This is a genomic window from Pseudoalteromonas sp. MMG024, assembly GCF_021654175.1.
Taxonomy (GTDB): Bacteria; Pseudomonadota; Gammaproteobacteria; order Enterobacterales; family Alteromonadaceae; genus Pseudoalteromonas.
In genome coordinates, this window is the sequence record NZ_JAKFZO010000003.1 from 174,883 (window position 1) to 198,398 (window position 23,516).

The following is a 23,516-nucleotide window of genomic DNA, read 5'->3' on the forward strand; positions in this document are numbered from 1 at the left end:
GTTTTGACATGTTGTTATGACCCTTTCGAGTTTTTATATTTTAGTGCTTTGCGTCAGCATTGGCGGTTTAATTTCGCAACTGTTTGTACGTGAAAAGCAACTACCGCACATTTTATTTGCAGTATTTTGTGGCTCAATCGCCATGACACTGACGCAAAAACTAAGCGGCGATGCTATTGGAGCTTATAAATATTTAATTGGCTTAGGAACCGTAGCGACCTGCAACTGCTATTGGTTATTGTCGCGTAGCTTTTTTCGCCAACAAAAAGCCATTGAACGGCACCACTTGGCCTTTGCGCTTGTCATTTCATTTCTTATTTTCATTAAACAAGGTTATTTGTTTGCAAGCTCCACCGCGTTAATTAATGCAAGTGAGCAGTCGCTATTTCGCCATGCACTGTCTGAAATCACCATATTGCTGTCATCGTGCGTGTTGGTTTTATCATTTTGGGAAGGCTGCCGCGGCTTTAAAAGCGCTACAAAAAAAGAGCAACTGCAACGCGTGTGGTTTTTATCAACCTTTGCATTAGCGGTAGGCATTAGCAAGTTGAGCAACTACCTCTTTGCCGGTGATGTAGCAGCAAAGCAGTGGGTGATCACAGCCATTATTTTAATGGTAGTTGTTAATACTCACATTTTGCTTATTTGGCGAAATAGAACCCACTGGCAACAACACGCTAGTGAAGAAAATACGGTTGAAGATGTCGTTGCGGCAACAGAAACCCGTGTTTTATCATCTGACAGTGATGTGTTACTTGCCGCACAAATTAGTCAATTAATTGAAAACGAATCCTTATTTTTACAAGCTAACCTAAAGGTCGCAGATGTAGCCCGTCATTTAGATGTGCCTGAATACCGTGTTAGCCGTGCGCTAAAAACGCATATTAGCGATAAAAATTTCAATCAGTACATAAATGGGCTGCGTATTGCGCACGCCAAAGAACTGTTGGCCGATACGACTAAACAAGATTGGTCGGTATTAGTGATTAGCCTTGAAAGCGGTTTTGCTTCTGTAGGGCCATTTAGCCGCGCGTTTAAAAGCGAAACAGGTGTTACTCCCAACCAATTTCGCCAAATGCATTTGAGTGACGAGTTAGTTAAAGCAAGTTAACAAGCACGATTGTTGTTGCGGGTGTTGCTAATAAATTAAAAAGGGCCTGAGCCCTTTTTAATTACGATAAGGCAGTTGAAAATAACGGCCGTTGTTTTACCAATACAATGCGAATAATAATCGCGCTTAACGCAAAAATTTGCCAGTCGGGTACATCCAACGCAAAGGTATAGCGCATCAATGCCAACAAACCAAAATAGCCAATTGCCGCGTATTGCAACCAAAGCCAAACAAATGGCGTATTGTTTTGCCTGCACGCTAAGCGCTTGCCAACTTTAAGCCCAGCAAGGGTAAATAGATACACCACAGCGCCCACCACAATAAATGATGTCCAGACAAACACGGTTTGCCACTCTACTACTTGTGCCGACTTTGCAGGCCCCGACCAAAGCGCATCCCAACTTACCGCAACAATCAACGACCACGAAATGGTCGCGACCAGCGCATCGGTTTCATCATCGGCAAATATCTCGTGATATAAGTACACCGCAATAAAGCCAATTGCGACAACACCCAACAACGGCGTTAGCCAAGGCAGCCATTTGATACCGTAAAAACTCAGTAAATAGCCACACATAGGTAAAAGTGTGTGTGAGCCAACCACGCCGGTAATCCATTTCGTGCGTGTTTTACGGCACGTAAGCTTGGTACTGTAAAGCGCTGTGACTAGTGCTACATCCATGCCAATCGCAGCCCCCATCAGTAAACAGGTAATAAGGTATTCAGCGGCGAACTGCATTGTCTTCACCCATTAACCACGCAAGCCTAATATCCCACTTATGATGATGCTCAGGCGCAAGTGGCGCTTGCTTATCATCAACCTGTTCAAGTACATTTTTGGCTTTGTTGATATTGGCGTCGCGACCAAATAAGAAGCTTTGCTCTTGCACTATGGTTTTATAGGCTTTGTTGAGTTTAAGCGCGCGTTCTTTTGACGGCATAATCAGTTCATAAATGCTGCTCAGGTTAGCAACTTTATCGCGTTTTACTGTGCCGTCGCTCTCGAACCAACGCAGTAACATTTCTTGGTTCTGTCTAAACTCATCACCGCCGCCAACACGTTGTAAGTAGGTTAAAAACTCCCCGTCAGATTCGCCTAATGTCGGCACATCCTTTTGTGATTTTAAATCGATATAGCGCCAGCCAAGTTTGCCCTCAACTTTGCGCGGAAACGAAAAGGTTTGGTCGATAGTCGTGCCAACGGTTTTATGACAGCCGTTACAAAACATCAGCTCTTGATAATGTTGCTTGCGAAGCTTGCCTTGCTGGTCTTCAATATAACCATTAATGGTCCAGCTAAAGCCGTTATCAATGCCGCGCTCGCCAATTGAAATGGTTTTAGGTAATTGCTCAAATTCTTTTTCTTTTGCCTCAAGCGTGTACGCGCCACGTAGCTTGTTGGCTGATTTGAATCCGTGCTTTTTCATATAACGCACTTCTTTCATGCGCGGCGCATTGTAAATTTCGCCTCGTTCGTCAACCCCTAAATAACGCACTGTGTGCAAGAACTCTGTGCCTTTAGGGTACAACATACTGTGAAGTGGCACTTGTTTAGCGTCCCCCAAGTAGTGGCTTTGTTTATTTATTTGCGTGACTTTGCCAAGCGTGCCGTCATTATTTAAATCAACATTAATAGTGCGCTCGTCAATTTCTGGGGTAGAAATTGTTTGCAGCTCTTTAATTGCTATTTCAACCAAGCTTAAGTTGGCAAAATACACATCGAGATTAAATTCGCCGTTAATTTCACGAAAGGCGTTAGGCAAGCGGATCATCGCATCACCGGTTGAGCCATTTGTTGGCCAAAAAGTACTTGGAAACGGCTTGTAGTTAAATGCCACCCAATGACTTTTATCTTTTGCAAGCCCTTGCTGATTAAAAGCTTTTTCAGGGTACGCTAAATTATTAATGAACATTGCATTGGCTTGAGGCGATGTAGGGTAAGTGTGTGCAAACTGACCATAGTTATCTTGATTAACGTAAGCCAAAATGGCGTCGTCACTGATACCTTTAATTAAGTCAGAGCGATCAATAAACAGGTTTTTCCAACTGTTGTTCATTCCTTCATCTGAAAACTGATAATCGCCCTGTAAGTCGCCGTCATTCATAATATTTGGGCGTTTTTCGCTGTGCTTATAGGTTTGGTGACAGGCATAACACGGGTTGTTTTTGCCTTCAGTTTTGGTGTAACACTGCGGTGGGATCACCGCCTCGGGGTTATAAATTTCATTGTGTTTAATGTAATCGAGCGCGTTATGACTGTCATTTTGTTTGTTTGCAAAAACACAAAAACTCGCAAACGTTATAAACGCAGCAAGTACAAGGTTTAGGTATTTCATACTCATTCTTCCAACTAAATGAGAAGTGCTTATACCAATTCTGTTAAGTATGTGATCAAGAATAGAACTGGATAAATGAAATGCTAACAACGCAGAACTTTTCTTATGTATTTGTTCTACATTGATAAATTCTAACGCAGTTAGCATGATATTTAGTCCGCTAGGATGATCCGCTACTTAAGTAAATTGGTATTATTCACTTCTCTTAAAACAACTGCTTACTTTTTCACAGGTTCATAAAGCCAAAGCGTATTGTTTTCTTGGAAACCGTCTTCACCAATGATGATGCGACCGTCGTCCATTACGATAACGTTATCTGGTTGTGATAACTGGTCAACATCACAACGTGCTGCTCCTGATAAGCTGCTGCGGTATGTTGAACCCATTACTAATGGTTCGATGCGGCTAATGTTATAACCTTCTTCTAGTTTTGCTCGGTAAACACCACCACAATCTTTAACGCGGCTTGATAGCTGAATATCACCTTCGTTATCAATTAGGGTGTTATCTAAATCGGCAATCGCAAGGTACACGTACGCATCAGTGATATCTTCACCATCAATGGTGTTTACGCCTTCAATTGCTTCTTGCGCACGCTTGGTATTAATTGAAATACCTTCAAGCTTACGCCATTCTGCCGTGGCACCTTTTAAGCGGGCTGCTTGACGTGATTCTAGGAATACAACACGGTTATCCATCGGCTCACCTGCGGTAACTTTACCGCCACCATTAGCAACCGTTGGGTAAGTTGCCGCACCATTTGCCCACGCTTCCACGTCAGCCATGGTCATGTAGCTCGTTTCGCCTTCAACGTATTGATCCGTACCTATACCGTCAAAATCTGCAATCCATGCTTCAATCATTGCGTTGTCGCCGTGACCAAGTTCAACCCACGCTACATCAAAGCCTGTTGTCGCTGGGTCGTTCTGACCAACATCTTGGGTTAATTTAGCACCGTAAAGCGTACCTGCACTTAAATCTTCTGGTGTATCGGCAACAAATTTAAATAACACGCCACCAGTGTCATCTTGTGATAGGTAAACTGTTTTACCATCTGGCATTACCGTTGCGTTTTCATGTTCAAAACGACCCAATGCGTAGTGCTTAACCACCATTGGTTCATTTGATGTTGGGTTTTGTACTTCTGCAATATAACCATAGCGATACGGGTTTGGCGCATCCGGTGCTGTAAGTTGCCACATGTAACCAATGATATCTGTGTTCATTACTGCAGGATTGTTCCAATCTGGGTGAGTAGTAGTATCTACTTTAGAGTTTACGATCCACTCTTCTGAGGTGAGCGGTGTATTCCAAGGCGTTACTGAACCAAAACAGTTTGCCGCTGTGCCTTTTACACCATCAAAATCAAGCATCATGGCATCAGTAACTGTCCAGCTACCTTGGTTATCTTTTTCAAGCGCCATACGACTCATACCACCTGGGTACATTTCCCAGTTAGTGAATAAATAGCCTTTACCCGCGCCTGTTTGAATAAAACCGTTAAAATCTGGCATGTCGTTTTCAAGAATAAGCTCATCGCTTACCATCGAATAAATGTGGCCTAAGCCTTTTGCTAACTTGCCGTTGTACGTATCGCCCGTTTGGCCGAGGATTTGATATTGGCCGTAAGCACTCATCACCGTTTGGCGTTCTTCGTCGCTCACAGGTACAGGTGAATCAACCAGCGTTTCTGGTAAGTTATTAAAATTAACACCAGCAAGCACACCCACAGTCCCTGTGTGGAATGTTTTACCTGCAGCATTCGTTACTGTATTGCTGTCTGATGGGTGCTGGGCGTTGAAAAATAAATCACCTTCTTGTGATAAAAAGATACCCGTCACTTCAGCGCCTGTTGGTACTGTAGCAAGGCGCGTTAGTTTGCCAGCTGAACCATCGCTACCATTTGTGCCATCTAAACCATCAGTACCATTTTGGCCTGCTGCCCCTGTTGGGCCTTGTGCGCCATCATCGCCATCTGAACAAGCCGTTAGCGCGAGTAATACTGACAGCGCAAGTGCGCTCATTTTTATTTTTTTATGTTCCATTTTATTTTCCATAAGTGACGGTAATTAAATTCGCGCCCTATGGTGTCGCGTTAATATGAAAAATAAGTTACTGAATAATTAATAAAAGAAGTCGGTTTGATTACGTTACATGCATACCGAACACATCAAGGTTTTATTTAGGCATACACATTCAACTCAACGCGCCAACCTTAGATACAACATAGAATTGCACTTGAACTACGTTTAAAGATGAGAGTAGCTTATGTGGAATGACGTTTTGTGTGTGACTATTCTGAGTATCCATTTATCTGGAATGCAAAATGAGACTCTTTCGAGCGGATATTAGAACACTACTTTTCAGCACTTATTTTATATCTAGTCGCAATGAGCAAATATTAATCGTTCACATACATTCAATTTATTTCTTATAACTTAATTAATTTTTCAATAGATTAAGATTTTGTTATTTTGCTTTTTTCGTATTTTACAAGCTAAGCAACTTTGCAAAGTCTGATTTATTAGCTTTTAAATGTTTGAGGGATAAACAGTGAATGATATTGAAAGAAATAAACTAATAAAAACAAGTTGGCAATTGCATAGTTTGGTAGAAGATAGTTACCTCAATAACTCCGCTACCAAAGGAGATGAAGAGTGGCTAGAGAAGCAGCGAATTCTGTTAGCAGACATGGCAATTCATTTATTACAAACAGCTATGAAGCCAGGAAGTATCGAACTTGATAAACTAAAAAATAATCTTCACTCCATTTTGACCATCACAGATCAGTTTTTACCGCACTCTGGGCTCAAAGAAGCAACAGATAAGCTTTACGAATAAAAATAGAAGTTAATAAAGTGGTAGGACAAAAACCAGTTGGCTTTGTTGTGTCTGACAAATGTTAGTAAACTATTTATTGCCGTTTATTTGGGGGTTACGAATGTCAGTTGTAGGCTCTTCGCGAAAGTACCCCTCTGATTTTAATTATGTTCCTGACGGAAATAAGCAAAAGCTAACATAGATAAAACTTGAATCAGCATGAAAAGCGCAAGACCTGTTCCTATTTTTATTTTTATTTTTATATTTATATTACAATATGATGCCGAATCATAATGGTTCTTAATTTTACAGGGATTTAAAATAACAAATGTTTAGAGCTTTTTTATTATGTTGCATTTTAATCAGTGCGAATTCAGCTTATGGAAATACACCGCCCTATTTCACCGAAGACATTGATCTCGAATACCGAAAACTGCTTAAACATGCTAACGAGATGCTGCCTAAAACAGATAAACAGCTAGCTTATCTTCCTTCATTTTTCCCTTTCAGTTTGCTAGACATTCATCCAACAAATTTCGTCAACAATAACGATAAGCAAGCCTTTGCAAATTTTAATTTTGGAGTATTAGGAAGTAGATTTTTGAATATTAATGAGAAGCAGCTTTCAAATTTACCAAGTATTTCAATATGTAAGAAGCAAAAATGTACAAAAGAAAGGATTGAGCTGATAAATCAGTTTTTACTCGATTCAAAGAGCGAATTAGAAATGTTGAGGCAAAATACAAATCTGTATATTGTCCAGCAAACGGCACCTCATGTTTTTCGCGTCAATAATACGTTTTATAGTCCAACACAGCTTATTACCTACTACCCAACCAAACAAGCAGGATTTATTCCTTCTGGTGACTATAAACTGTCCAAGCCAGAAGATGCTCCAAATCTACTAGCATTATCTGAAGTTACCAAGGCTCTTAGAGACATAATGGCGAAGTATAATGTTGCTGCAATCGCGAAGGCAAATGAAGAAAGTATCAACATAATCTTTGGAGGGATAAGTGATAACCATTGGGGAGTCGTGATTAACCACAAATCAAGTATTCCAAATTCAGGCGATTATAACCATATAGGTTTGGAGTATAATATTGTTCGAAAAGTCTCCGATAGCAGCTTTTACTATCAAACAAACTAGGCGCTCTTTGTGGCCGTTTTCGAAAGTAATCCTTTGAATTAATTTATGTATTCAGCAGTAAATGCCAAACTTATGCATTAAGTTAATACAAAAAAAGCGCCAGATGTCATTGGCGCTTTTTTTCTAGCATTTTGATTTATCTAACTATAAGCACTGTTAGTTAAAGGTAATTGACCAACTGTTTAGCGTGCCCGTATCTTTACGATAGTTGTCTTCTACGCGTAGCTGCCACTCGCCATTTGCAACCGATGAGGTTATTACTGCGTACTGTGCTTTTACGTCATTAGCAGAGTCTGAGCCATTTTTACTTTTAAGCGTAAACTCGCTGCCGTCGGGAGCGATTAACACCAAGCTAATATCACCACGATAGGTATGCGTTATATCTACATCAACCGTAATAGTGTTGGCACTGCCAAAACGCGTTACCGCTAAGTTTGATGTTACTGACGCGTTATCAGGAATTGCCGTTGCTGTCGTATTGGTAAATATTGACTGCTCTGGCTCGGTGGGTGTTGTGCTAACACCTTCAAATGTTTGACCTGAATTTACTTGATTTGATGTAGCTGATGCCAGTTGCCAACTAAAGTCGCTATACACGTTACCGGTGCCTTTTAGCTGCAGTGACATGCCGACTGCGGTACTGGTGTTTTCAGCTGCAGCAATATCTGTCGATGTTAAGCCGTTAGCTGGGCCATTTGTTGCGGTTAAACTGCCTTCGTAGCTTAAAAATTGCACCACTTCATTTTTCGAATTTATCAGTGCAATGCCATCAGCCGCACCATTTTGCAAACCTGCAATCGCAAAGAATTGCGTACCGAAGCCGCCCTGCTGATCTGCAAGTACACCCGATAAACTTACGGTTTTATAAGCGCTGCCGCCATTGCCATTGTATGCCACCAGCGACCAACCGCTGAAATCAATGCCTGCTGCACCCGCAATTTCAACACCCTCGTTTACGTCGGTGCCGTCATTGTCATAGTGAAGCTCGTTAATCCAAGGTGTGCTGTCACTCGGCGTGCCGGTATCAGGGCCATTACCTGAGCAGCTGCTTTCAAATACACATGCAACAAACTCTGGATGGTCAATAAATGGGTTACGATTGCCTTGATGCTCAAAGATTGCGTCGTTTCGGCGCGTTTCAAAACTGTCTACTGGATCGGCTTTATGCCATGCCAGCAAGGTAGATTTTAGTCCCATGTAAGCAATTGCTTCATTGCCACCTGTTTTTGAGCCCTCAATCAACATGCGATCATCGGTCAGAATAAGATCGGGTTCTAACACTCCTGTGATTGAGTGACTACCACCTTCATAACGCACTGCTAAATACATAAGTGCACGCGCTACATCACCACGGCGTGCAGGCCACGTTTGCCATGTTCCCGTCGCACCTGAACCCAACGTTAAGTTAATATCATCTGAGCCACCGCCGCGATTATTGTTAAGCTCCGTTGCTTTTACAATACACGCCGCATCGCTGCACGTTGCATACGGTTTATTACTGCGGCTTGAGTTGTAACTGCTATCAGCAATAAACAAATGGTGCAAATCAGTGTAAGGGTAATTATTGCTGCCGTCACTTGGAAAGCCGTACGACTTTGGCCAACTATGTTCGCGATTATACTGAGTGTTGCCGCCGCCAACTTTTGCATAGCTAGCGTTTTTATACACATCAATCACGTTATTACTATTTGCTGGATCTTGATCCGCAATTTCCAGTACATCCCAAGTGTCGGTGCTGGATGAGGTATACGGAATTTTAGTATGCCCTTTAATGATGTTATGTAGGCTTTGTTTTAGTTTAGTTGGCGAAGATTGATCAGCCAATTGATAGTAATTTTCAGGTGCTGCTGCCAGCGATTGCGTTGCGTAACTTGCAACAATAATTGATGTTACGATTTTTAAGCGTGAGAGATTCATGGTTATCCATTTGTTTTTATTAAAAATTCAAATCAATACCATCCTTTGCATACTTCTTCCTGTGCAACTTTTTGAAATTATTGCCGCGCTACTTTAAAGTATTATCTTTACAATTTCCTTACATTTAGAGTCAAAACTCTATTTGAATTTCGATTAAGTCTGCTTTAGGCCATACAGAGCAAGGGATTTGCAGTTTCGATAACAAATGTAAACAGGAGGTAAAAATAATTGTTTAAAATTTCTTCAAACTGTGTCATTAATTTGTAATCAAAAACGGGTAAACCAAAAGATGAGCATACAAATCATCGGTGGCAATATGATGACAACTAAACGATATCTAATTGAATTTGCGATCAGTGAAGATGACAGCGTGCAACGTTATGTGGCAGGACCTAATCTATCACTAGACGGCGTAACCGCGTGGGCAGAAAAACTAGAGCAAGAAGAGGAGATTTTTGAGTCTTTTACGATTAAAGATGTATCTGACTAACAAATAAAACAGCCCTAGTGCGCATTGAAAGCACCGTGAACTTGGCTAAACTTAAAATATGCCAATATCACGTCGTTATTTTATCAAATCGTCGAGCGCGCTTGTTGCAAGCTCGCTTTTTCCGTTTGGCAATGTAACCGCTGCAACAGCAAAGTTAAGTGCTGACGATATTACACAAGATGAAGCGATAAAACAAACTGCAGAGCACACCTTAGTATTCGCATCGCCCTATCACACCTCAGATGCCTCATTCGTTCCACATTTACACATCGAGTTTAAACGCAATATTCAAAGCCTGTCACAAGGCAAAATCTATGTTGATATCCACGAACAAGGCGAAATGGGCATTGGCACTGACCTGATGGCGGCTGTTTCGCGAGGGCAAGTCGACGCTGCGCTCATTTCAGTTGCAAATTTATCGCGCGCGTTACCACTTCTAGATATTCTAAACATTCCATTTTGGGCAGGTAACAATCAAGCCTTTTTGAATCTAATTAGTTCGCCGTACTGGCAGCAAAACGTAATTGAAAAAATAGCAAAACAAGGTAAATTGGCTATTTTATATCACTACATTACAGGCGCACGTACACTAAGTACCACAAAACTTGCCAATACAGTGATCAAAACACCAACAGACTTAAAGAATATGGTGCTACGCGTACCCGCAAGCAAGGTGCTAAAACACTTTTATGCCATGACCAGTGCACATATTGTGGAGGTTAACTGGGCGAATGTCGCGAGTATGGCGCGCTTAGGCAAGTTTCAGGTACTCGACCCCGGTATAATCGGCCTGTATGCAGGTCCAAATAATTTACGTGACGAAATCGCAACCATTACGCAGCTTAACACCGTACCTGATACTTGGGTCAACGTAGTCAGTCAAAAGTGGCTTAACACCTTACCGCAAACACTGCGCTTAGCTGTTAACGATGCCGCTGAAAAAACCTTTTTATCTCAGCTAAGTAATGTCAGTCATATCGAATCAAACTGTGAACAGGAGTTTATAAAGCGAGGCTGCACTGTGTTTAAACCAGATCAACCAACGATTGCCTTATGGCAAGACCAATTTGGTCATCATCGCCACGAATGGCGCGATATTAAAAAATCACTGCTCGGCTCGAGTAATGAGTTTTCTAGATTATTAGACGCAACTAAAACCCCAAGTAAACACTCGCTAACTTAAATTATGTCTTGTTATCAACTCGAATCAAGGTCCCGCAATTACAATCTAGTTAATACGTACCAAAACAAGTAATACACTGCTTCTCTGGGTGAATCATTCAGTAAAACTGTAACTAGCTCTTTGATACATATAATTAAAATAGTAAATAAATAAAACTCAACAGACCTCTTACTTATTGCAATTAATAATTAATATCATTAACATCCGCACTAATTTTTTACTCAAGTATCGGATCAACCATGTTAAAAACCTCCCTCAGCCTAACCGCGCTCTTTGTTTCAGGTGCCGTATTTGCCGACGCACCCAACGCCGAACAGCAAGCCAAAGATATGGAACGCATTATCGTAACGGGCAGCCGTGTTGAAGAACGTTTAGATGAAGTAACCGCGTCGGTAGTGATTGTCGATCAGCAAGCGCTACTAAGAAACATGGAAGTAACCAATGAATTGCAAAGCATTTTAGCCATTCAGGTACCAGGCATGGGGCCAAACACTGGCACTAACAGTAGTTCAGGTCAAAACTTACGTGGCCGTAGTGCGCTTGTATTAATTGATGGTTTACCGCAATCTACTCCCTTAAGAAATGGTCGTTTAGCAATTCGTTCTCTTGATCCAAGTGTTATTGAACGCGTTGAAGTGATTAAGGGTGCGACCTCAATTTATGGTAACGGCGCTGCGGGCGGTATCATCAACTACATTACTAAAAATGCCGACAGCAAAGACGGCTTTAACGGTAAACTTAATCTTGCGACTAATTTTTCCGCAACCGACTTCAACGACAGCCTAGGCAAACGTGCCGATGTAACTCTAGATGGTCGTAACAACAAGTTAAATTATGTTGCCAATGTCGCTTATGAAGATAACGGCATTATTAAAGACGCCGACGGCGACCCGCTTGGTTTGCTTTATGGTATGTCAGGCTTTGAATCTAAAAATGCATTTACTAAAATCGGCTACGACCTAACCGACCAAAGTGCGCTATCGCTTACTTACAACTATTTTGAAGGTCAGCAAGAAACCGACTATATCAGCATCAACAAAACCGTTAACGACGGCGAAAAAAGCTACGCTGAGAAAAACACCAGCGGGGTTAAAGCCCCGGGCGATCCTCAAGGGCCGCGTGGTAACCACAACTTAAAGTTACAATACGAGCACGCTGAAATCTTTACCGATACCTTATTTACCGGTGATGTTTATTGGCAGAAACTTGAAAATGTGTTTTTCTACAGCACTAAATTCCGTGATCCTGAGCTAGACTTAGCGGGCGGCCAATCTATGATTGAGTCTGAAAAAACCGGTATTCGTGCAAACTTTAATACTACAGTTGATTTTGATAACACTGCGGCAAGCTTCACTTACGGTATCGATTTACTCAACGACGTGACAGCGCAAACCATGGTAGATGGTCGTGATTGGACGCCTGAAATGGACATGGATAACGCTGCGCTTTATTTACAATCAAAATTTGTAATTAATCATGATTGGGTAGTAAAAGCGGGTCTTCGCCATGAAGAAATTGATGTATCAGTTAATGACTTTCAAACCCTTATGGTGTGTCGCAAAACTTGTAGTGACGTAGTCAATGTCACTGGCGGCGATATTGAATACAGCGCAACAACCTACAACCTTGGTTTACGTTACAACGCATTTGATACCTTTATGCCATTTGTAAGTTATTCTGAAGGCTTTGATGTGACAGATTTAGGGCGTACCTTACGCACCGCATCTGCACCAAGCATCAATAAAATTGATACAGATGCGTCAATCATTAAAAACTATGAAGTTGGTTTTGACGGTTACTACGGCATTTTCAACTACCAGTTTGCCACTTTCATCAGTAAATCAAATATCGGTACCAGCCTTGTAGAAGATGCAGCAACAGGCAAGTACGAAAGCGTGCGCTCGCCGCAAGAAATCTACGGTTTTGAAGCGGCACTTGAAGCAAAACCAAGCGATACCCTGACACTAGGTGTTAACTACAGCTGGTTAGAAGGTAAAAACACCGATACCGATGAATACCTTAACGGCAGTACGATTAACCCGCCTAAGTTTGCCGCTTATGCCGATGTCACCATCACAAATGACTGGCACGCATCACTTGCCATGATGCATGTTGGCAGCCGTGACCGTTTTGAAAAAGTAGGTGACGTATACACAGGCACCAATGGCCCGGTAAGTAGCTACAATGTTGTTAACTTGAGTACTTCATACCAAATAAGCCAAGATTTCAAAGTATATGGCGGTGTAGAAAACTTACTTAATAACGATTACTACCCTGCTCGCTCTCAGTCTTACACAGGCAGTGGCTACAATGTGAAAGGCAAAGGCGCTACAGTTAATTTAGGTATTAACTACCTGTTTTAATTGTTAATTAAATTGAAAAGGCACCAATTGGTGCCTTTTTTATGTATTAAAAATGCTATTATTGTGAATGGGCGAGACGTTTTGTAAAAACCCGATTTAGCCAAAGCGCCAAGAGCATAATTGCCCCGCCAAGCGATAAACGAAGTAAATCTGCATCACGATTCCAAATCACTAAATTTACAACAATGCCCGCCGGAATAAGTACATTATTCATTACCGCAAGTGTGCCTACATCAACCGCTACTGCGCCTTTGTTCCATGCAAAGTAACCAAAGCCCGATGCGATTAACCCTAAGTAAGTTAAAACGCCCCATTGCGTAACTGTTGTTGGTAATTTATTGATATTGCCAAATAAGGCAAAGCACGTTGCCGCAACAATTAAGGCTCCCACAAAAAACCATGCAAATGCTGTTTTATGATCAAGCGATTGTTCGCTCATTACACGCTTATAAAATACTTGTCCGCTGGCAAAGCAAATATTAGCGCCTTGTACTAAGCATAAGCCAAACACAAAATCACCATCAATGCCCTGATAGCGAATCGCCACCGCGCCAATAATGGCAATAATGGCTACCAGTAAAAACTGGGCGTTAAAGCGCTTTTCTAAAACATCGTTTAATAACGTGATATAAAGCGGTGTCATTACAGTAAACAGCAGTACTTCAGGCACACTTAAATACAAAAAACTGTGGTAGTAAAAGCCATACATAGCGCCTAATTGAATCGCCCCGATAGCAATTAATTTAAGCGCAAGCGGTTTAGCAATACGGGTAATGTTTAAAAACGGTAAAAACACCACTGCGGCAAGCGCAACACGCATTAACACACTAAACCAAGCGTCGACTTGTCCTGCCAAGTACACACCGATTAAGCTAAATGAAAATGCCCACAAAATAGTGACTGAGATTAAGTAATTCATGAATAAATACGGATGGTTAATAAAGCTATGTTATTCCGAAGAGTGTAACCAATTCCCCATCACAATGGTATTAAAGAAGCGTTTTCGCTGGTATTAAACTGAACAATTAAAACGGTGCTTGAAATTAAAACGGTGTTAGAAATTAAAAGTGATATGGCGACGCCATATCACTTTTAAACGTATTACTCACTAAATAAGTATTTACACCCTATTAGCCAATTAATCTTTTTCAAGCACAATACGATAGCGCGCTTTACCCGACTTTAAATGCGCCAATGCATTGTTCACATCACTCATTTTAAAGGTTTCAATGTGTGGTTTAATATTGTGCTGCACCGCAAATTCCAGCATTTGAGCTATCGTTGCCGGACTGCCCACAGGTGAGCCTGATACTTGCTTTTGTCCGCCAATTAACCCAAACGCGCCTAAATCAAGCGGCTCTAACGTAGCCCCTACAAAGTGTAAGCGCCCTTTTGGTTTTAATGTTGAAAGGTATAAATTCCAATCCAGCTTTACATTGACTGTTGAAATAATGAAGTCGAATTGATTTGCCGCGGCCTCAATTTCACTGCTATCTCGCGAGTTCAGCGTATGGTGTGCACCAAGGCTTTTTGCTTCGTCTGATTTTGCCTCAGATGATGTAAATGCGGTAACTTCACACCCCCATGCATTTAAAAATTGCAGCGCTAAATGCCCAAGGCCGCCAATGCCGATTACCGCAACCTTGTCGGTTGGTTTTACATCAAATTGCACCAGTGGGTTAAATACGGTAATACCGCCACAAAATAGCGGCCCCGCAGATTGCGCATCCATGCCATCTGGTAACGCAACCACCGCCTTTTCATTAGCTCGCACTTTATTTGCAAATCCGCCATAGCTCATTATCGTAGGCGTTGCCGCTGCGCATAAGTTTTCATCACCGGTATTGCACGAATAACAGGTTTGGCAATAGTCGGAATGCCAGCCTAAGCCGACTAACTGGCCTTGTTGTAAACTATTCACGTGACTGCCAGTTTTTACAATACGACCAACAACTTCATGACCCGCCACAAGCGGATATTGTGAAAACCCCCACTCGTTGTCGATCATTGAAATATCAGAATGACAAATACCACAATATTCAACGTCAATTTCTACCTCGTGAGCGCCTAATTCACCTACTTCAATCGTATGTTTTTCTAATTTGCCACCGGGCTCTTTTGCTGCGTAAGCTGTAATCATGATTGGTTTCCCTTAGTTTTTAAATTTGCTTAAGTGGGTACTGAACAACACGGTGTGGCGATCACTTAAAAGTCGCAATCTAATAATTTCATTGGCTTATCTGCCGCCATCACACACCCTCTTGCTTCATCGCTCGCCGCTTTACACTGCTTCAACATTTGTGAACTGCTCGGCGCTTTATCACCTAAAACACGCTTTGCATGACTTACCACAGTTTTACATTCAGTTACGGGAACGGGGTCGGCTTTTGAACAGCCAGTTAACAATACAATGGCAAAACTACAAGTTAGTGAAAGTGTAACGCTAGACGCGGGGAGTTTAAGATGGTTCATAACAAGTCCTGAGAAAATGATCGTTCACTCAGTATAGTCATAAATTGGAGCGGTCAATTCGCTGTTAACGAATATAAGCCCACTTTGCTTTCGCGTTTGTGTGGGCTTAGCTACAGGTTAAAAGTTACAGGCTAAAATTTTGCAAGAAAGGTTTGATAAGCAACTTGCACATTTTTACTGTTGAACATTTCACCGTGACCGGCATTTTCTGCAATCACCAGCTGCTTTTCGGCACTTGTACTTGCGTTAAATAGTTTTTCTGACAAGATTGCTGGCGTTTGTTTATCATCAGCACCGCAAATCACAAGCAGTGGCCCTACATAGTTTTCACTCAGTACCTGTTTATTATCAACCGAGTAAAACGCATCATCAATTTGCACATCAACAAATACTTTTGAATACCAAGGCATCGCTTCGTCTACCCAATCATCTACGTTAGTCGCCGAGCCTTGCATTACTAGCCCATCGACCGCTTTATTTTTGGCAAGTTGCGCAGCAATAAAGCTGCCAAGTGAATAACCATGCACAATCACTTTGTCGGCTTTAAGGGATTGCTTGGTATAGTCGAAAGTAACATTAGCATCGTTGATTAAATTAGCGATTGTGGCAGTGCCTTCGCTCGCACCTAAGCCGCGACGGTCAAATATCACAATGTCATAATCGTATTCGGCAAGCTCAAGCAAGGTGTTAGTAGCCGCTTTTTCAACGCTCATGCCATTGCCGGGGATATACAAAACTGTGTTTCGTGTTTTCTGATTATCTAAGAACACGCCGTACAAGGTAGTCGTTTTATCTTCTGACGGGATAGAGATCACGTTGACATTATGGCGTGGTGTTTGCGCATTCAAAGTGTTGATAAAGGTATCGCTATAAAGCGTTTTTTCGTCATCTTGTGCAATAAAGCGTGATTCTTTAATAGTGGCCGTGCAGCCGGTAAGTGCTAATGCAGATGCGAAAAAGACCATGCGTTTCATATTTGTATCCTTATTATTTTTAACATAAGAACATCACCAATATGAAAAGTTCAACATCTTCATGTGTTTAGTTAGTAGCTTAGCGGCTGTTAAACTCTACTGTTGTATACCCACTAGGCGCAACTAATCATTCCTTGTTGCAACGCGAATGCCGTTTTTATAAAAATAGCGTTTATCTTCTGCATCATATTTTTCGTAATTGCGATGGCTACGCATAAAGGTGTTTACATCTGCACCTTCAACTCGTGAACCATGCCAATAAACATGATTCGCGTCGCGAATCGCCATATCACGATTAATCACAACCACAGTATTTAAATCAACGCCTTCAATTTTTTTATCTTGAAAATAAACTGCATTACCATCACTTGCGTAACTTGCAAAGCGTTTCAATAAGGTGAAATAGTCAGCATTGGCACCTTCTATTACTTTACCTTGGAAAAATACCTTGTCACCACTTACTAAATAATCATCATTACTGAGCACTTTTAACGGTGTTTGTTTTTCACCAAGTAATTGGTTTTTGTAGTAAATACGCGAATTATCGCGGCCATAGCTGCCGTGCTCTAGCAATAAAGCATAACTGTGCGCATCGGCATTAGGTAAGCGGTGTTGTTGATAAAACACCTGACTGGCATCTTTGGCAAAGCCGGCATTATTAATAATCTGAAAGGTTTTAGCATCAGCGTGTTCTACACGGTTTTTGCCGAAATAGACGCTATCATCGAGGGTAAAATAATCGTCATTAAATTGCGTAAAAGAATCGATATTTTGATAAGCAACCGACTCCAACCAGACGCTAGATTGCGAGTCGCCATTATCGTTTTGTTGATAACTGGCATCAAACCAATACAGCTTATGCTCGTCGTAAATAAACTGCTCATTGAGCGCGTTAACATGTAGGCCCGCAACTTGGGTTTTAATAAAACGATCATCGTGTTTAATAAATACCGAATTCGCATCTTTCACTATGTATTCATTTAAAAGCGCTAACGATGCAACATCAACCGCTTGCGGTACAAAATAATAATAAGCCTGCTTGTCATCTTTCGTCCAAGCATCATTTATTATTTCAAAACTAGCTGGATTTGCATCACTAATGATATGTAAAGGGGAATCTGATTGTTCAGCTAAGGCACTTTTAGCAACAAATCGGGATGGCACATAAACGTGGTTTTTATCGCGTGCAATTAGCTCATTAATAAGTGAAAAAGTCATGTAATCAACTGAACGGGTGATCACGTCTGATTGGTAATAAATATTGTTTTTGTCTTTAGCGAAATCGCGCGCCAGTACTTCAAATGTCTCAACATCTGCCCATTCAATTAGGGTGTTGCCAAGCTCAAACCAATTCCCCATGGGCGAATAACGAATTTGCTGTTTATCGTATGAATAATAATAAGAATCTGATTTGTCTTCGTCGACTGCACCAGAGAACCAAAACGACGGATTAATGAGGTAACTTAACCAAGGTCGGTCATCGGCGCGTAATTGTGATGCAAAACCCAAAAGTACCGCAATAAACACGGCACTTAGCCAGAATTTGCCATTAAACAAGAAATCCATTGCTTGATTAGCCTTTATTTTTTTATTTTTATCCTAATCTAAAACGTAATTTATGTCAGTGTTTATTATGACTAATTTGCATATTTAATGCGCAACTTAGTCGCTTATTATTGATACTGAAACACGCTTTCTAAAGGCAAATCAAACACAGCAGCAATTTTAAACGCGACCTCAAGCGAGGGGGAATACTTGGCAGCTTCAATTGCCATAATGGTTTGGCGCGTAACGCCTACACGATCGGCTAATTCTTTTTGCGTCATTTCGCCATTCATAAAACGCAGCATTTTTATTTGATTAGTAATTTGAAGTTCAGCCATATACTGCACTCATTCGGCTTTTAACAAGTTGCATTATATAGTTAACCGCCTCCGACAGAATAAACGACACAACCATAATATGCAGCGCTAAAAATGGCAGTTGATGCCCTTTAGCCGACAGCCAGTTTTGCGCCTCAGCAGTGTACTGAAAAATAGCAATGCACACACCGGCTTGCAGCACCCACAAGGCATGCTTATTGCCAAATAAATCAATTAACTTCTCTCGTTCATCAAGGGGTCGCTCTAACTCTCCGTCGCTAACCACTTGCAGTAATATTCTGCTCGCAATAGCAACCACAATCGAAAATACAATTGCCTTAAGCAATAAGCTTGAAACAAAACCAGCATCAGCTTGCATTTCAGGCGTCGCAGCAATCAAACGCGTTAAATAGAAATATAAAATGCCAAGTGTTGCGACTAAATCTACCGTTAGCGTCAACTCACGAAAGCTAATCGAATTAAGAAAATCCCGTAACTCATTTTTAGTCATGTTTATTATTCCTTACATTAAGTTAAAAATATTTAACATTAATAAATATAAACCAGCACCTCTGTATGTCAAATATTTTTTACTTTGAGTTAACTAAAACTAACTTCACAACACCTCAGGTTTTATACTCACCATTAACGTATTCAACACACTTCAAACCAAACACCACACGCAACAACAAATAATTACGCTCTTATCGTGTCAAACATCTCTGCCATATTTATAATAAAAACAATAACTGTTATCATTTATTGTCTCTAATTTTATTTCTCGTTTATTTATGGAACATGTTTCGTCAAAAAGCAGTTTTAAAAAGGAAATCTGCTACCGTATTTTAATTGCCGCATTTTTAGGTTATGCACTAACCATCTCAGTCAGTGTTTTAATTTCTTTTCTATTGCCTCTCTCACAAAAAGACGCCGTTGCTGCCAGTTCAATGTTGAGTTTTGCTCTTTATACGGGTTACATCATGTACGTATTTTCAGCAAAAAGTTATCGCAGCGTTTTCATTAACAGCCTGTTAGTACTCGCCGTTAGCGCGCTGGCCAACGCGCTTATGTTTTGGCTAAGAGGTTAATATGAAAAGTGGATTTCGCCAGTCTATGGCGTGGCTTCATACCTGGACAGGCATTTTAGTAAGCTGGCTGCTTTATTTTATTTTTGTTACCGGCACCTTAGGTTATTTCGACAGTGAAATTGATGCATGGATGGCGCCTGAATTACCAAAGAACACCGCCAATATTGAAACGTCGTTAACAACCGCGCAAACCCATTTGCAGCGATACGGGCAAGACGCCAAAGAGTGGCGTATTTATTTACCCCTCACTCGTAGCGAACCGCATTTATGGTTAAGCTATCAACAAAAAAATGACGAAGATAAACTATCACGCGTTAGTAAAACTCTAAATGGCGAAACAGGCGAAGTACTTGAGCACCGTAAAACGGGCGGCGGACAAGCCTTGTATCGCATGCATTATCGATTGCATTACTTGCCTACCCGCTTTGCTTATTATTTAGTGGGTATTTTCACCATGTTTATGCTGCTTGGCCTAGTTACTGGCATTGTGGTACATAAAAAAATCTTTAAAGAGTTTTTTACGTTTCGCTCAAATAAAGGTGCTACGTCTTGGTTAGATGGGCATAATTTAATGAGTGTTGTGAGCTTGCCGTTTCATTTAATGATTACCTACTCTGGCTTAATCATGTTTATGTTCACCTATGTGCCGTTTGTTATGAACGCCAGCTACGGCCTCGGTGAACAAGGCAAAAAGCAATTTTTTGATGAGTATTATCAACGTGGTGCACCGAATGATGCAGCTGGAATACCTGCTGCCCAATTACCACTGCCTGTGCTTTATCAAAAAGCGCAAGATGTATTAACGCAGCATAATGATACACGGCAAAGTTACGCGATGCGTATTTATCACCCTAACGATCTCAACAGCTTAGCGGTGTTTTCCCTTGAGCAAACCTCACCAAGTGATGACGGTGCAAAACTTATTTTGCACGCAACTAACGGTGCAACGTACGCATATACACCACAATTTGAAGGCACGCGTCATGTGCAATCTATCTTTTTAGAGTTGCATGAAGGGATTTTCGCCACGTTATCGGTGCGTTGGTTGTACTTTTTAACGGGGTTAACGGGCTGCGCCATGATTGCCTCTGGCATGATACTTTGGACGACAAAACGTCGCAAAAAAGCGCTTTCAAACCCTGCTGGTTTACCATTTAGTTTTAAATTAACCGAAGGGTTAAACATAGGTACAGTGGTTGGGTTACCCGCCGCTATTGCCGTTTATTTTCTTGCTAACCGTTTGTTGCCTGTAGAAATGACATCGCGCGCTAATTGGGAAATGCACTGCTTGTTTATAACTTGGTTAGTGTTTTTGCTGCATGCGTGTAAGCATTCTTGGCAAAATCGCGGCGCAGTTGCCTGGTACCAGCAGTGGCTTATGGCTGCCGTTTTATTTGCGCTAGTACCAATTACCAACAGCCTAACCACCGAGCGCGGTTTAATTACCAGTATCAAACAAAACGATTGGGTTTTTGCTGGTTTTGATTTAGTTAACCTTGGTGCTGCTGCGCTTTGTATGTGTATTGCAATGCTTGTGAAAAAACATCGTTTAGTAAACGCTGAGATAGCACCAAAGGAAAAGCAACGCCGAGAGGTAGCAGCATGATTTTATTAGTTTCAAGCTTATTGATTTATCAGGCGCTTTGCCTATTTATGTTGGCGATGCCTAAATACACTAAAGTACTCGGTCGTGAATTCAAACCGTCGTCTCAACAAAGCACCTGGTTCCGCCTCGGCGCGTGGCTTTTAATCGCTTTGAGTATCACAATGTTAAGCCTTGAAAATGGATTTTCAAACGCACTTGTGCTGCTTTGCGGGTTAGTTACTGTGCTTGCATGTTTATTGAGTGTGTTATTTGAAAAAAAGCCTTTTTACGCGTTAGTGCCGGTTATTCCAAACAAGCAACCATTAAGCGTAGTATTCGCGTTAATGCTGGGACTAGAACTAACTGGATGGTACTTTATATAACTCGTATTTGGGTTTTCAAACGGCCTAGGCGTGCCTTTTTATGCGCTTGACACAGCAAAATAAAGGCACCTTTACCTGATTAAGGACTGGTTAACGTATTACTTGCGACTAAACTTGCACCGCGATTCTTTTTAATATGCGCCAATAATCGCTGCTGATTATTCGGAAATTCATCGGTAAAAGTTCGCGCGTGGCGGCATCCGTTAAATTGCCAAAATTGGCTGTTGTTGCCAGCTACTTGATAAAGCGCCTTGCCACGAGTAATGGGGATCAATCTATCATCATTACAATGAGCAATAATGGTGTCAATATTCACAATTTGCTTGATGTTACTGGCAGGTGAGCGTTCATCACTCACAAGCGCAGGAATACGACTACTAAACCACTTTGCAATTGGTACATTTGCTACGACATCTCGCGCAAGGTTTTGATAACTTTCAAAGCTTGAATCTATTACTAACAAATCGAAATAACGCTCAAGTTTGCTTTTAGCTAAACCATCAAGGGCAATTGCGCCGCCCATAGACGTGGCGACAATCACTTTATGCTGATGGGTTAGTCCGTGACTGATTTCAAACACAGTTTGTGCGTCTAACGCTAAGTTTTCACGGGTCGGTTTGCCGTTTGATAAGCCGTAACCGGAATAATCAACAAGCATCACATCATAACCTTCATCAACCAACCATACTACCTTTTCAACGGTTTGCGATAAATTACCACGATTACCATGGAAGTGGATAACGAGTCCTTGAGGGTTGTCGCTTAAATGATGTTGTAAATGTAAAGTGTTGCCAGAGCGAGAGCGAATAAAACTATCTTTCACTGGGTGAGAAAAGTCGTCTTTTGAAAAGACAATTTTGTCATTTGGACTATATAAAAAATAGTTACTGCTGCATCCTTGCAAGAAAAGTAGTGCGCCAAGTATTAACCACTTCATACACACCTCTTAAACTGTGTTGATGTAGTTAGTTTTACGCGCCGCTCAGTCTGTTAGTTCACTTTGAGCGTTATTTATCTACTTTAATGCTGCGCGGTGCGCCAAGTAAAATGCCTAAATGGCACACACACACCGAGAAAAACGCGCTTAAACCAAGGGCACCGCCATAATCTTTAATAAACGGCACCAAGTTTTCAAACAATACTGAAAACAGCACCGCCGCAATCACCTGAGTATAAATCCCAAAGCGTTTAGGAGCGCTCATGCCAACAAAGGTGCTGCCAAAAAACACTAAACTATAAAGCGCAACATCCCATTGCACGGTGTAAAAAAACAAATAAGCAATAATCGAAAGCGAAGTGGATGCTCTTATGCCATCAAACCGATTGCGCTTGGCAAGTAAATAGGTGGCAAGTGAACCAAACAGTGAAATAAGCATTAAATCTAGGCTCATAGCACACCTTTAATCAATACAAACAAAGCACTACAGGTAAACGCGATTCCACCTAATCTGCCGCCAAATCCTTCAAATAAACTGATGCTTTTTATATACAAAAATGTGCCAATCAAGGCGACAAATATTAGTTCCCACAGTGAGTTAATAGCTGCAGTAGAGCACATTCCGGCAAAGCAGCCCGTATAAATTGCAGCATAAGGGTGATGTTTAAACTCTGTTTTAAACGGGATAAAGCTGCCAATAAGTGCAGGAAACGTCGCCGCTAACACAATTGGTACCGAAAAAGAGGAATGCAGCACGTAGCAACTCACACTGCCGAGCAAAAATAAACTATAAATAAGGGGAGTAAATAAGGTCATCACGGCTATTTTAATCAAAACGCCGTTAG

Annotated in this window: 23 protein-coding genes; 9 read left to right on the top strand and 14 right to left on the bottom strand. The window is 41.3% G+C overall.

Annotated elements, in window-relative coordinates; translation table 11 throughout:
• Window positions 1-16: 16 nt before the first annotated feature.
• Window positions 17-1,111, top strand: a complete 1,095-nt coding sequence (locus L1068_RS04150) for a response regulator transcription factor (protein WP_237129226.1) — start codon at window positions 17-19, stop codon at window positions 1,109-1,111.
• 61 nt (window positions 1,112-1,172) lie between these two features.
• Here L1068_RS04150 and L1068_RS04155 read toward each other — a convergent pair whose 3' ends face one another.
• The 3 genes from L1068_RS04155 to L1068_RS04165 all read right to left on the bottom strand — a co-directional run bounded on the left by L1068_RS04155 (window position 1,173) and on the right by L1068_RS04165 (window position 5,492).
• On the bottom strand, window positions 1,173-1,850 hold the full coding sequence (locus L1068_RS04155; protein WP_237129227.1) for a manganese efflux pump: 678 nt from the start codon (window positions 1,848-1,850) through the stop codon (window positions 1,173-1,175).
• Entirely contained in the window at window positions 1,834-3,447 is a 1,614-nt protein-coding gene (locus L1068_RS04160) for a hypothetical protein (protein ID WP_237129228.1), read from the bottom strand. Before L1068_RS04160 ends, L1068_RS04155 begins: the two co-directional genes overlap by 17 nt.
• A gap of 218 nt (window positions 3,448-3,665) precedes the next feature.
• Entirely contained in the window at window positions 3,666-5,492 is a 1,827-nt protein-coding gene (locus L1068_RS04165; protein WP_237129229.1) for an alkaline phosphatase PhoX, read from the bottom strand.
• 508 nt (window positions 5,493-6,000) lie between these two features.
• On the opposite strand from L1068_RS04165, the gene L1068_RS04170 reads away from it, so the two are divergent.
• Together L1068_RS04170 and L1068_RS04175 are read left to right on the top strand one after the other, a co-directional pair.
• The gene (locus L1068_RS04170; RefSeq protein WP_054979312.1) at window positions 6,001-6,288 is read left to right on the top strand and encodes a hypothetical protein; all 288 of its coding nucleotides are present in this window, start codon (window positions 6,001-6,003) and stop codon (window positions 6,286-6,288) included.
• Window positions 6,289-6,595: 307 nt separating this feature from the next.
• Window positions 6,596-7,417: a hypothetical protein gene (locus tag L1068_RS04175; protein ID WP_237129230.1), complete on the top strand. Its 822-nt coding sequence runs from the start codon at window positions 6,596-6,598 to the stop codon at window positions 7,415-7,417.
• A gap of 156 nt (window positions 7,418-7,573) precedes the next feature.
• Here L1068_RS04175 and L1068_RS04180 read toward each other — a convergent pair whose 3' ends face one another.
• Window positions 7,574-9,334 carry an endonuclease gene (locus L1068_RS04180; protein ID WP_237129231.1) on the bottom strand — a complete coding sequence of 587 codons (1,761 nt, stop codon included), beginning with the start codon at window positions 9,332-9,334 and terminating at the stop codon, window positions 7,574-7,576.
• Window positions 9,335-9,623: 289 nt separating this feature from the next.
• Here L1068_RS04180 and L1068_RS04185 point away from each other — a divergent pair, with 289 nt between their 5' ends.
• The 3 genes from L1068_RS04185 (at window position 9,624) to L1068_RS04195 (ending at window position 13,370) form a co-directional block, all read left to right on the top strand.
• Window positions 9,624-9,824 carry a hypothetical protein gene (locus tag L1068_RS04185; RefSeq protein ID WP_054979310.1) on the top strand — a complete coding sequence of 67 codons (201 nt, stop codon included), beginning with the start codon at window positions 9,624-9,626 and terminating at the stop codon, window positions 9,822-9,824.
• A gap of 58 nt (window positions 9,825-9,882) precedes the next feature.
• Complete coding sequence (gene dctP / locus L1068_RS04190) at window positions 9,883-11,007, top strand: TRAP transporter substrate-binding protein DctP (protein WP_237129232.1); 1,125 nt, start codon at window positions 9,883-9,885, stop codon at window positions 11,005-11,007.
• A gap of 239 nt (window positions 11,008-11,246) precedes the next feature.
• Window positions 11,247-13,370: a TonB-dependent receptor gene (locus L1068_RS04195; RefSeq protein ID WP_237129233.1), complete on the top strand. Its 2,124-nt coding sequence runs from the start codon at window positions 11,247-11,249 to the stop codon at window positions 13,368-13,370.
• A gap of 58 nt (window positions 13,371-13,428) precedes the next feature.
• On the opposite strand, the gene L1068_RS04200 is transcribed toward L1068_RS04195, so the two are convergent.
• The 7 genes from L1068_RS04200 to L1068_RS04230 form a co-directional block, all read right to left on the bottom strand.
• Entirely contained in the window at window positions 13,429-14,289 is an 861-nt protein-coding gene (locus L1068_RS04200) for an EamA family transporter (RefSeq protein WP_054979307.1), read from the bottom strand.
• Window positions 14,290-14,508: 219 nt separating this feature from the next.
• Window positions 14,509-15,510 (bottom strand): NAD(P)-dependent alcohol dehydrogenase, encoded by a 1,002-nt coding sequence (locus L1068_RS04205; protein WP_237129234.1) that lies wholly within the window; start codon window positions 15,508-15,510, stop codon window positions 14,509-14,511.
• A 65-nt stretch (window positions 15,511-15,575) separates the two neighbouring features.
• Window positions 15,576-15,842, bottom strand: coding sequence for a hypothetical protein (locus L1068_RS04210; RefSeq protein WP_237129235.1), 267 nt, complete (start codon window positions 15,840-15,842; stop codon window positions 15,576-15,578).
• 131 nt (window positions 15,843-15,973) lie between these two features.
• Window positions 15,974-16,816: an alpha/beta fold hydrolase gene (locus tag L1068_RS04215; protein ID WP_237129236.1), complete on the bottom strand. Its 843-nt coding sequence runs from the start codon at window positions 16,814-16,816 to the stop codon at window positions 15,974-15,976.
• Window positions 16,817-16,939: 123 nt separating this feature from the next.
• Entirely contained in the window at window positions 16,940-18,382 is a 1,443-nt protein-coding gene (locus L1068_RS04220; protein WP_237129237.1) for a DKNYY domain-containing protein, read from the bottom strand.
• A 107-nt stretch (window positions 18,383-18,489) separates the two neighbouring features.
• Window positions 18,490-18,699 (bottom strand): helix-turn-helix transcriptional regulator, encoded by a 210-nt coding sequence (locus L1068_RS04225; RefSeq protein WP_237129238.1) that lies wholly within the window; start codon window positions 18,697-18,699, stop codon window positions 18,490-18,492.
• Complete coding sequence (locus L1068_RS04230) at window positions 18,692-19,189, bottom strand: hypothetical protein (protein ID WP_054979301.1); 498 nt, start codon at window positions 19,187-19,189, stop codon at window positions 18,692-18,694. The genes L1068_RS04225 and L1068_RS04230 overlap by 8 nt, the downstream gene beginning before the upstream one ends.
• A 280-nt stretch (window positions 19,190-19,469) precedes the next feature.
• Between L1068_RS04230 and L1068_RS04235 the strand changes: the two genes are divergently transcribed.
• Genes L1068_RS04235 through L1068_RS04245 form a run of 3 tightly spaced genes read left to right on the top strand, consistent with a single transcriptional unit; the run spans window position 19,470 to window position 21,734 of the window.
• Entirely contained in the window at window positions 19,470-19,766 is a 297-nt protein-coding gene (locus L1068_RS04235) for a hypothetical protein (RefSeq protein WP_054979300.1), read from the top strand.
• Between the two features lies 1 nt (window position 19,767).
• Window positions 19,768-21,372 (top strand): PepSY-associated TM helix domain-containing protein, encoded by a 1,605-nt coding sequence (locus tag L1068_RS04240; protein ID WP_237129239.1) that lies wholly within the window; start codon window positions 19,768-19,770, stop codon window positions 21,370-21,372.
• The gene (locus L1068_RS04245) at window positions 21,369-21,734 is read left to right on the top strand and encodes a DUF3325 family protein (protein ID WP_237129240.1); all 366 of its coding nucleotides are present in this window, start codon (window positions 21,369-21,371) and stop codon (window positions 21,732-21,734) included. The genes L1068_RS04240 and L1068_RS04245 overlap by 4 nt, the downstream gene beginning before the upstream one ends.
• A gap of 79 nt (window positions 21,735-21,813) precedes the next feature.
• On the opposite strand, the gene L1068_RS04250 is transcribed toward L1068_RS04245, so the two are convergent.
• From L1068_RS04250 to L1068_RS04260, 3 genes are all read right to left on the bottom strand, one after another.
• A complete protein-coding gene (locus tag L1068_RS04250; protein ID WP_237129241.1) occupies window positions 21,814-22,671 on the bottom strand; it encodes an alpha/beta hydrolase in 858 nt (285 codons plus the stop codon).
• A gap of 70 nt (window positions 22,672-22,741) precedes the next feature.
• A complete protein-coding gene (locus L1068_RS04255) occupies window positions 22,742-23,125 on the bottom strand; it encodes a hypothetical protein (protein WP_237129242.1) in 384 nt (127 codons plus the stop codon).
• Window positions 23,122-23,487 (bottom strand): hypothetical protein, encoded by a 366-nt coding sequence (locus L1068_RS04260; protein ID WP_082428532.1) that lies wholly within the window; start codon window positions 23,485-23,487, stop codon window positions 23,122-23,124. The genes L1068_RS04255 and L1068_RS04260 overlap by 4 nt, the downstream gene beginning before the upstream one ends.
• Window positions 23,488-23,516: the final 29 nt, after the last annotated feature.

Bases quoted from the DNA above. Each gene is read 5' to 3' on its own strand.
- L1068_RS04165 (WP_237129229.1), bottom strand. From the start codon at position 5,492: ATGGAACATAAAAAAATAAAAATGAGCGCACTTGCGCTGTCAGTATTA.
- L1068_RS04180 (WP_237129231.1), bottom strand. From the start codon at position 9,334: ATGAATCTCTCACGCTTAAAAATCGTAACATCAATTATTGTTGCAAGT.
- L1068_RS04150 (WP_237129226.1), top strand. From the start codon at position 17: ATGACCCTTTCGAGTTTTTATATTTTAGTGCTTTGCGTCAGCATTGGC.
- L1068_RS04155 (WP_237129227.1), bottom strand. From the start codon at position 1,850: ATGCAGTTCGCCGCTGAATACCTTATTACCTGTTTACTGATGGGGGCT.
- L1068_RS04175 (WP_237129230.1), top strand. From the start codon at position 6,596: ATGTTTAGAGCTTTTTTATTATGTTGCATTTTAATCAGTGCGAATTCA.
- L1068_RS04210 (WP_237129235.1), bottom strand. From the start codon at position 15,842: ATGAACCATCTTAAACTCCCCGCGTCTAGCGTTACACTTTCACTAACT.
- L1068_RS04235 (WP_054979300.1), top strand. From the start codon at position 19,470: ATGGAACATGTTTCGTCAAAAAGCAGTTTTAAAAAGGAAATCTGCTAC.
- L1068_RS04160 (WP_237129228.1), bottom strand. From the start codon at position 3,447: ATGAAATACCTAAACCTTGTACTTGCTGCGTTTATAACGTTTGCGAGT.
- L1068_RS04220 (WP_237129237.1), bottom strand. From the start codon at position 18,382: ATGGATTTCTTGTTTAATGGCAAATTCTGGCTAAGTGCCGTGTTTATT.
- L1068_RS04255 (WP_237129242.1), bottom strand. From the start codon at position 23,125: ATGAGCCTAGATTTAATGCTTATTTCACTGTTTGGTTCACTTGCCACC.
- L1068_RS04205 (WP_237129234.1), bottom strand. From the start codon at position 15,510: ATGATTACAGCTTACGCAGCAAAAGAGCCCGGTGGCAAATTAGAAAAA.
- L1068_RS04215 (WP_237129236.1), bottom strand. From the start codon at position 16,816: ATGAAACGCATGGTCTTTTTCGCATCTGCATTAGCACTTACCGGCTGC.
- L1068_RS04185 (WP_054979310.1), top strand. From the start codon at position 9,624: ATGAGCATACAAATCATCGGTGGCAATATGATGACAACTAAACGATAT.
- L1068_RS04245 (WP_237129240.1), top strand. From the start codon at position 21,369: ATGATTTTATTAGTTTCAAGCTTATTGATTTATCAGGCGCTTTGCCTA.
- L1068_RS04195 (WP_237129233.1), top strand. From the start codon at position 11,247: ATGTTAAAAACCTCCCTCAGCCTAACCGCGCTCTTTGTTTCAGGTGCC.
- dctP (WP_237129232.1), top strand. From the start codon at position 9,883: ATGCCAATATCACGTCGTTATTTTATCAAATCGTCGAGCGCGCTTGTT.
- L1068_RS04225 (WP_237129238.1), bottom strand. From the start codon at position 18,699: ATGGCTGAACTTCAAATTACTAATCAAATAAAAATGCTGCGTTTTATG.
- L1068_RS04260 (WP_082428532.1), bottom strand. From the start codon at position 23,487: ATGACCTTATTTACTCCCCTTATTTATAGTTTATTTTTGCTCGGCAGT.
- L1068_RS04230 (WP_054979301.1), bottom strand. From the start codon at position 19,189: ATGACTAAAAATGAGTTACGGGATTTTCTTAATTCGATTAGCTTTCGT.
- L1068_RS04250 (WP_237129241.1), bottom strand. From the start codon at position 22,671: ATGAAGTGGTTAATACTTGGCGCACTACTTTTCTTGCAAGGATGCAGC.
- L1068_RS04240 (WP_237129239.1), top strand. From the start codon at position 19,768: ATGAAAAGTGGATTTCGCCAGTCTATGGCGTGGCTTCATACCTGGACA.
- L1068_RS04200 (WP_054979307.1), bottom strand. From the start codon at position 14,289: ATGAATTACTTAATCTCAGTCACTATTTTGTGGGCATTTTCATTTAGC.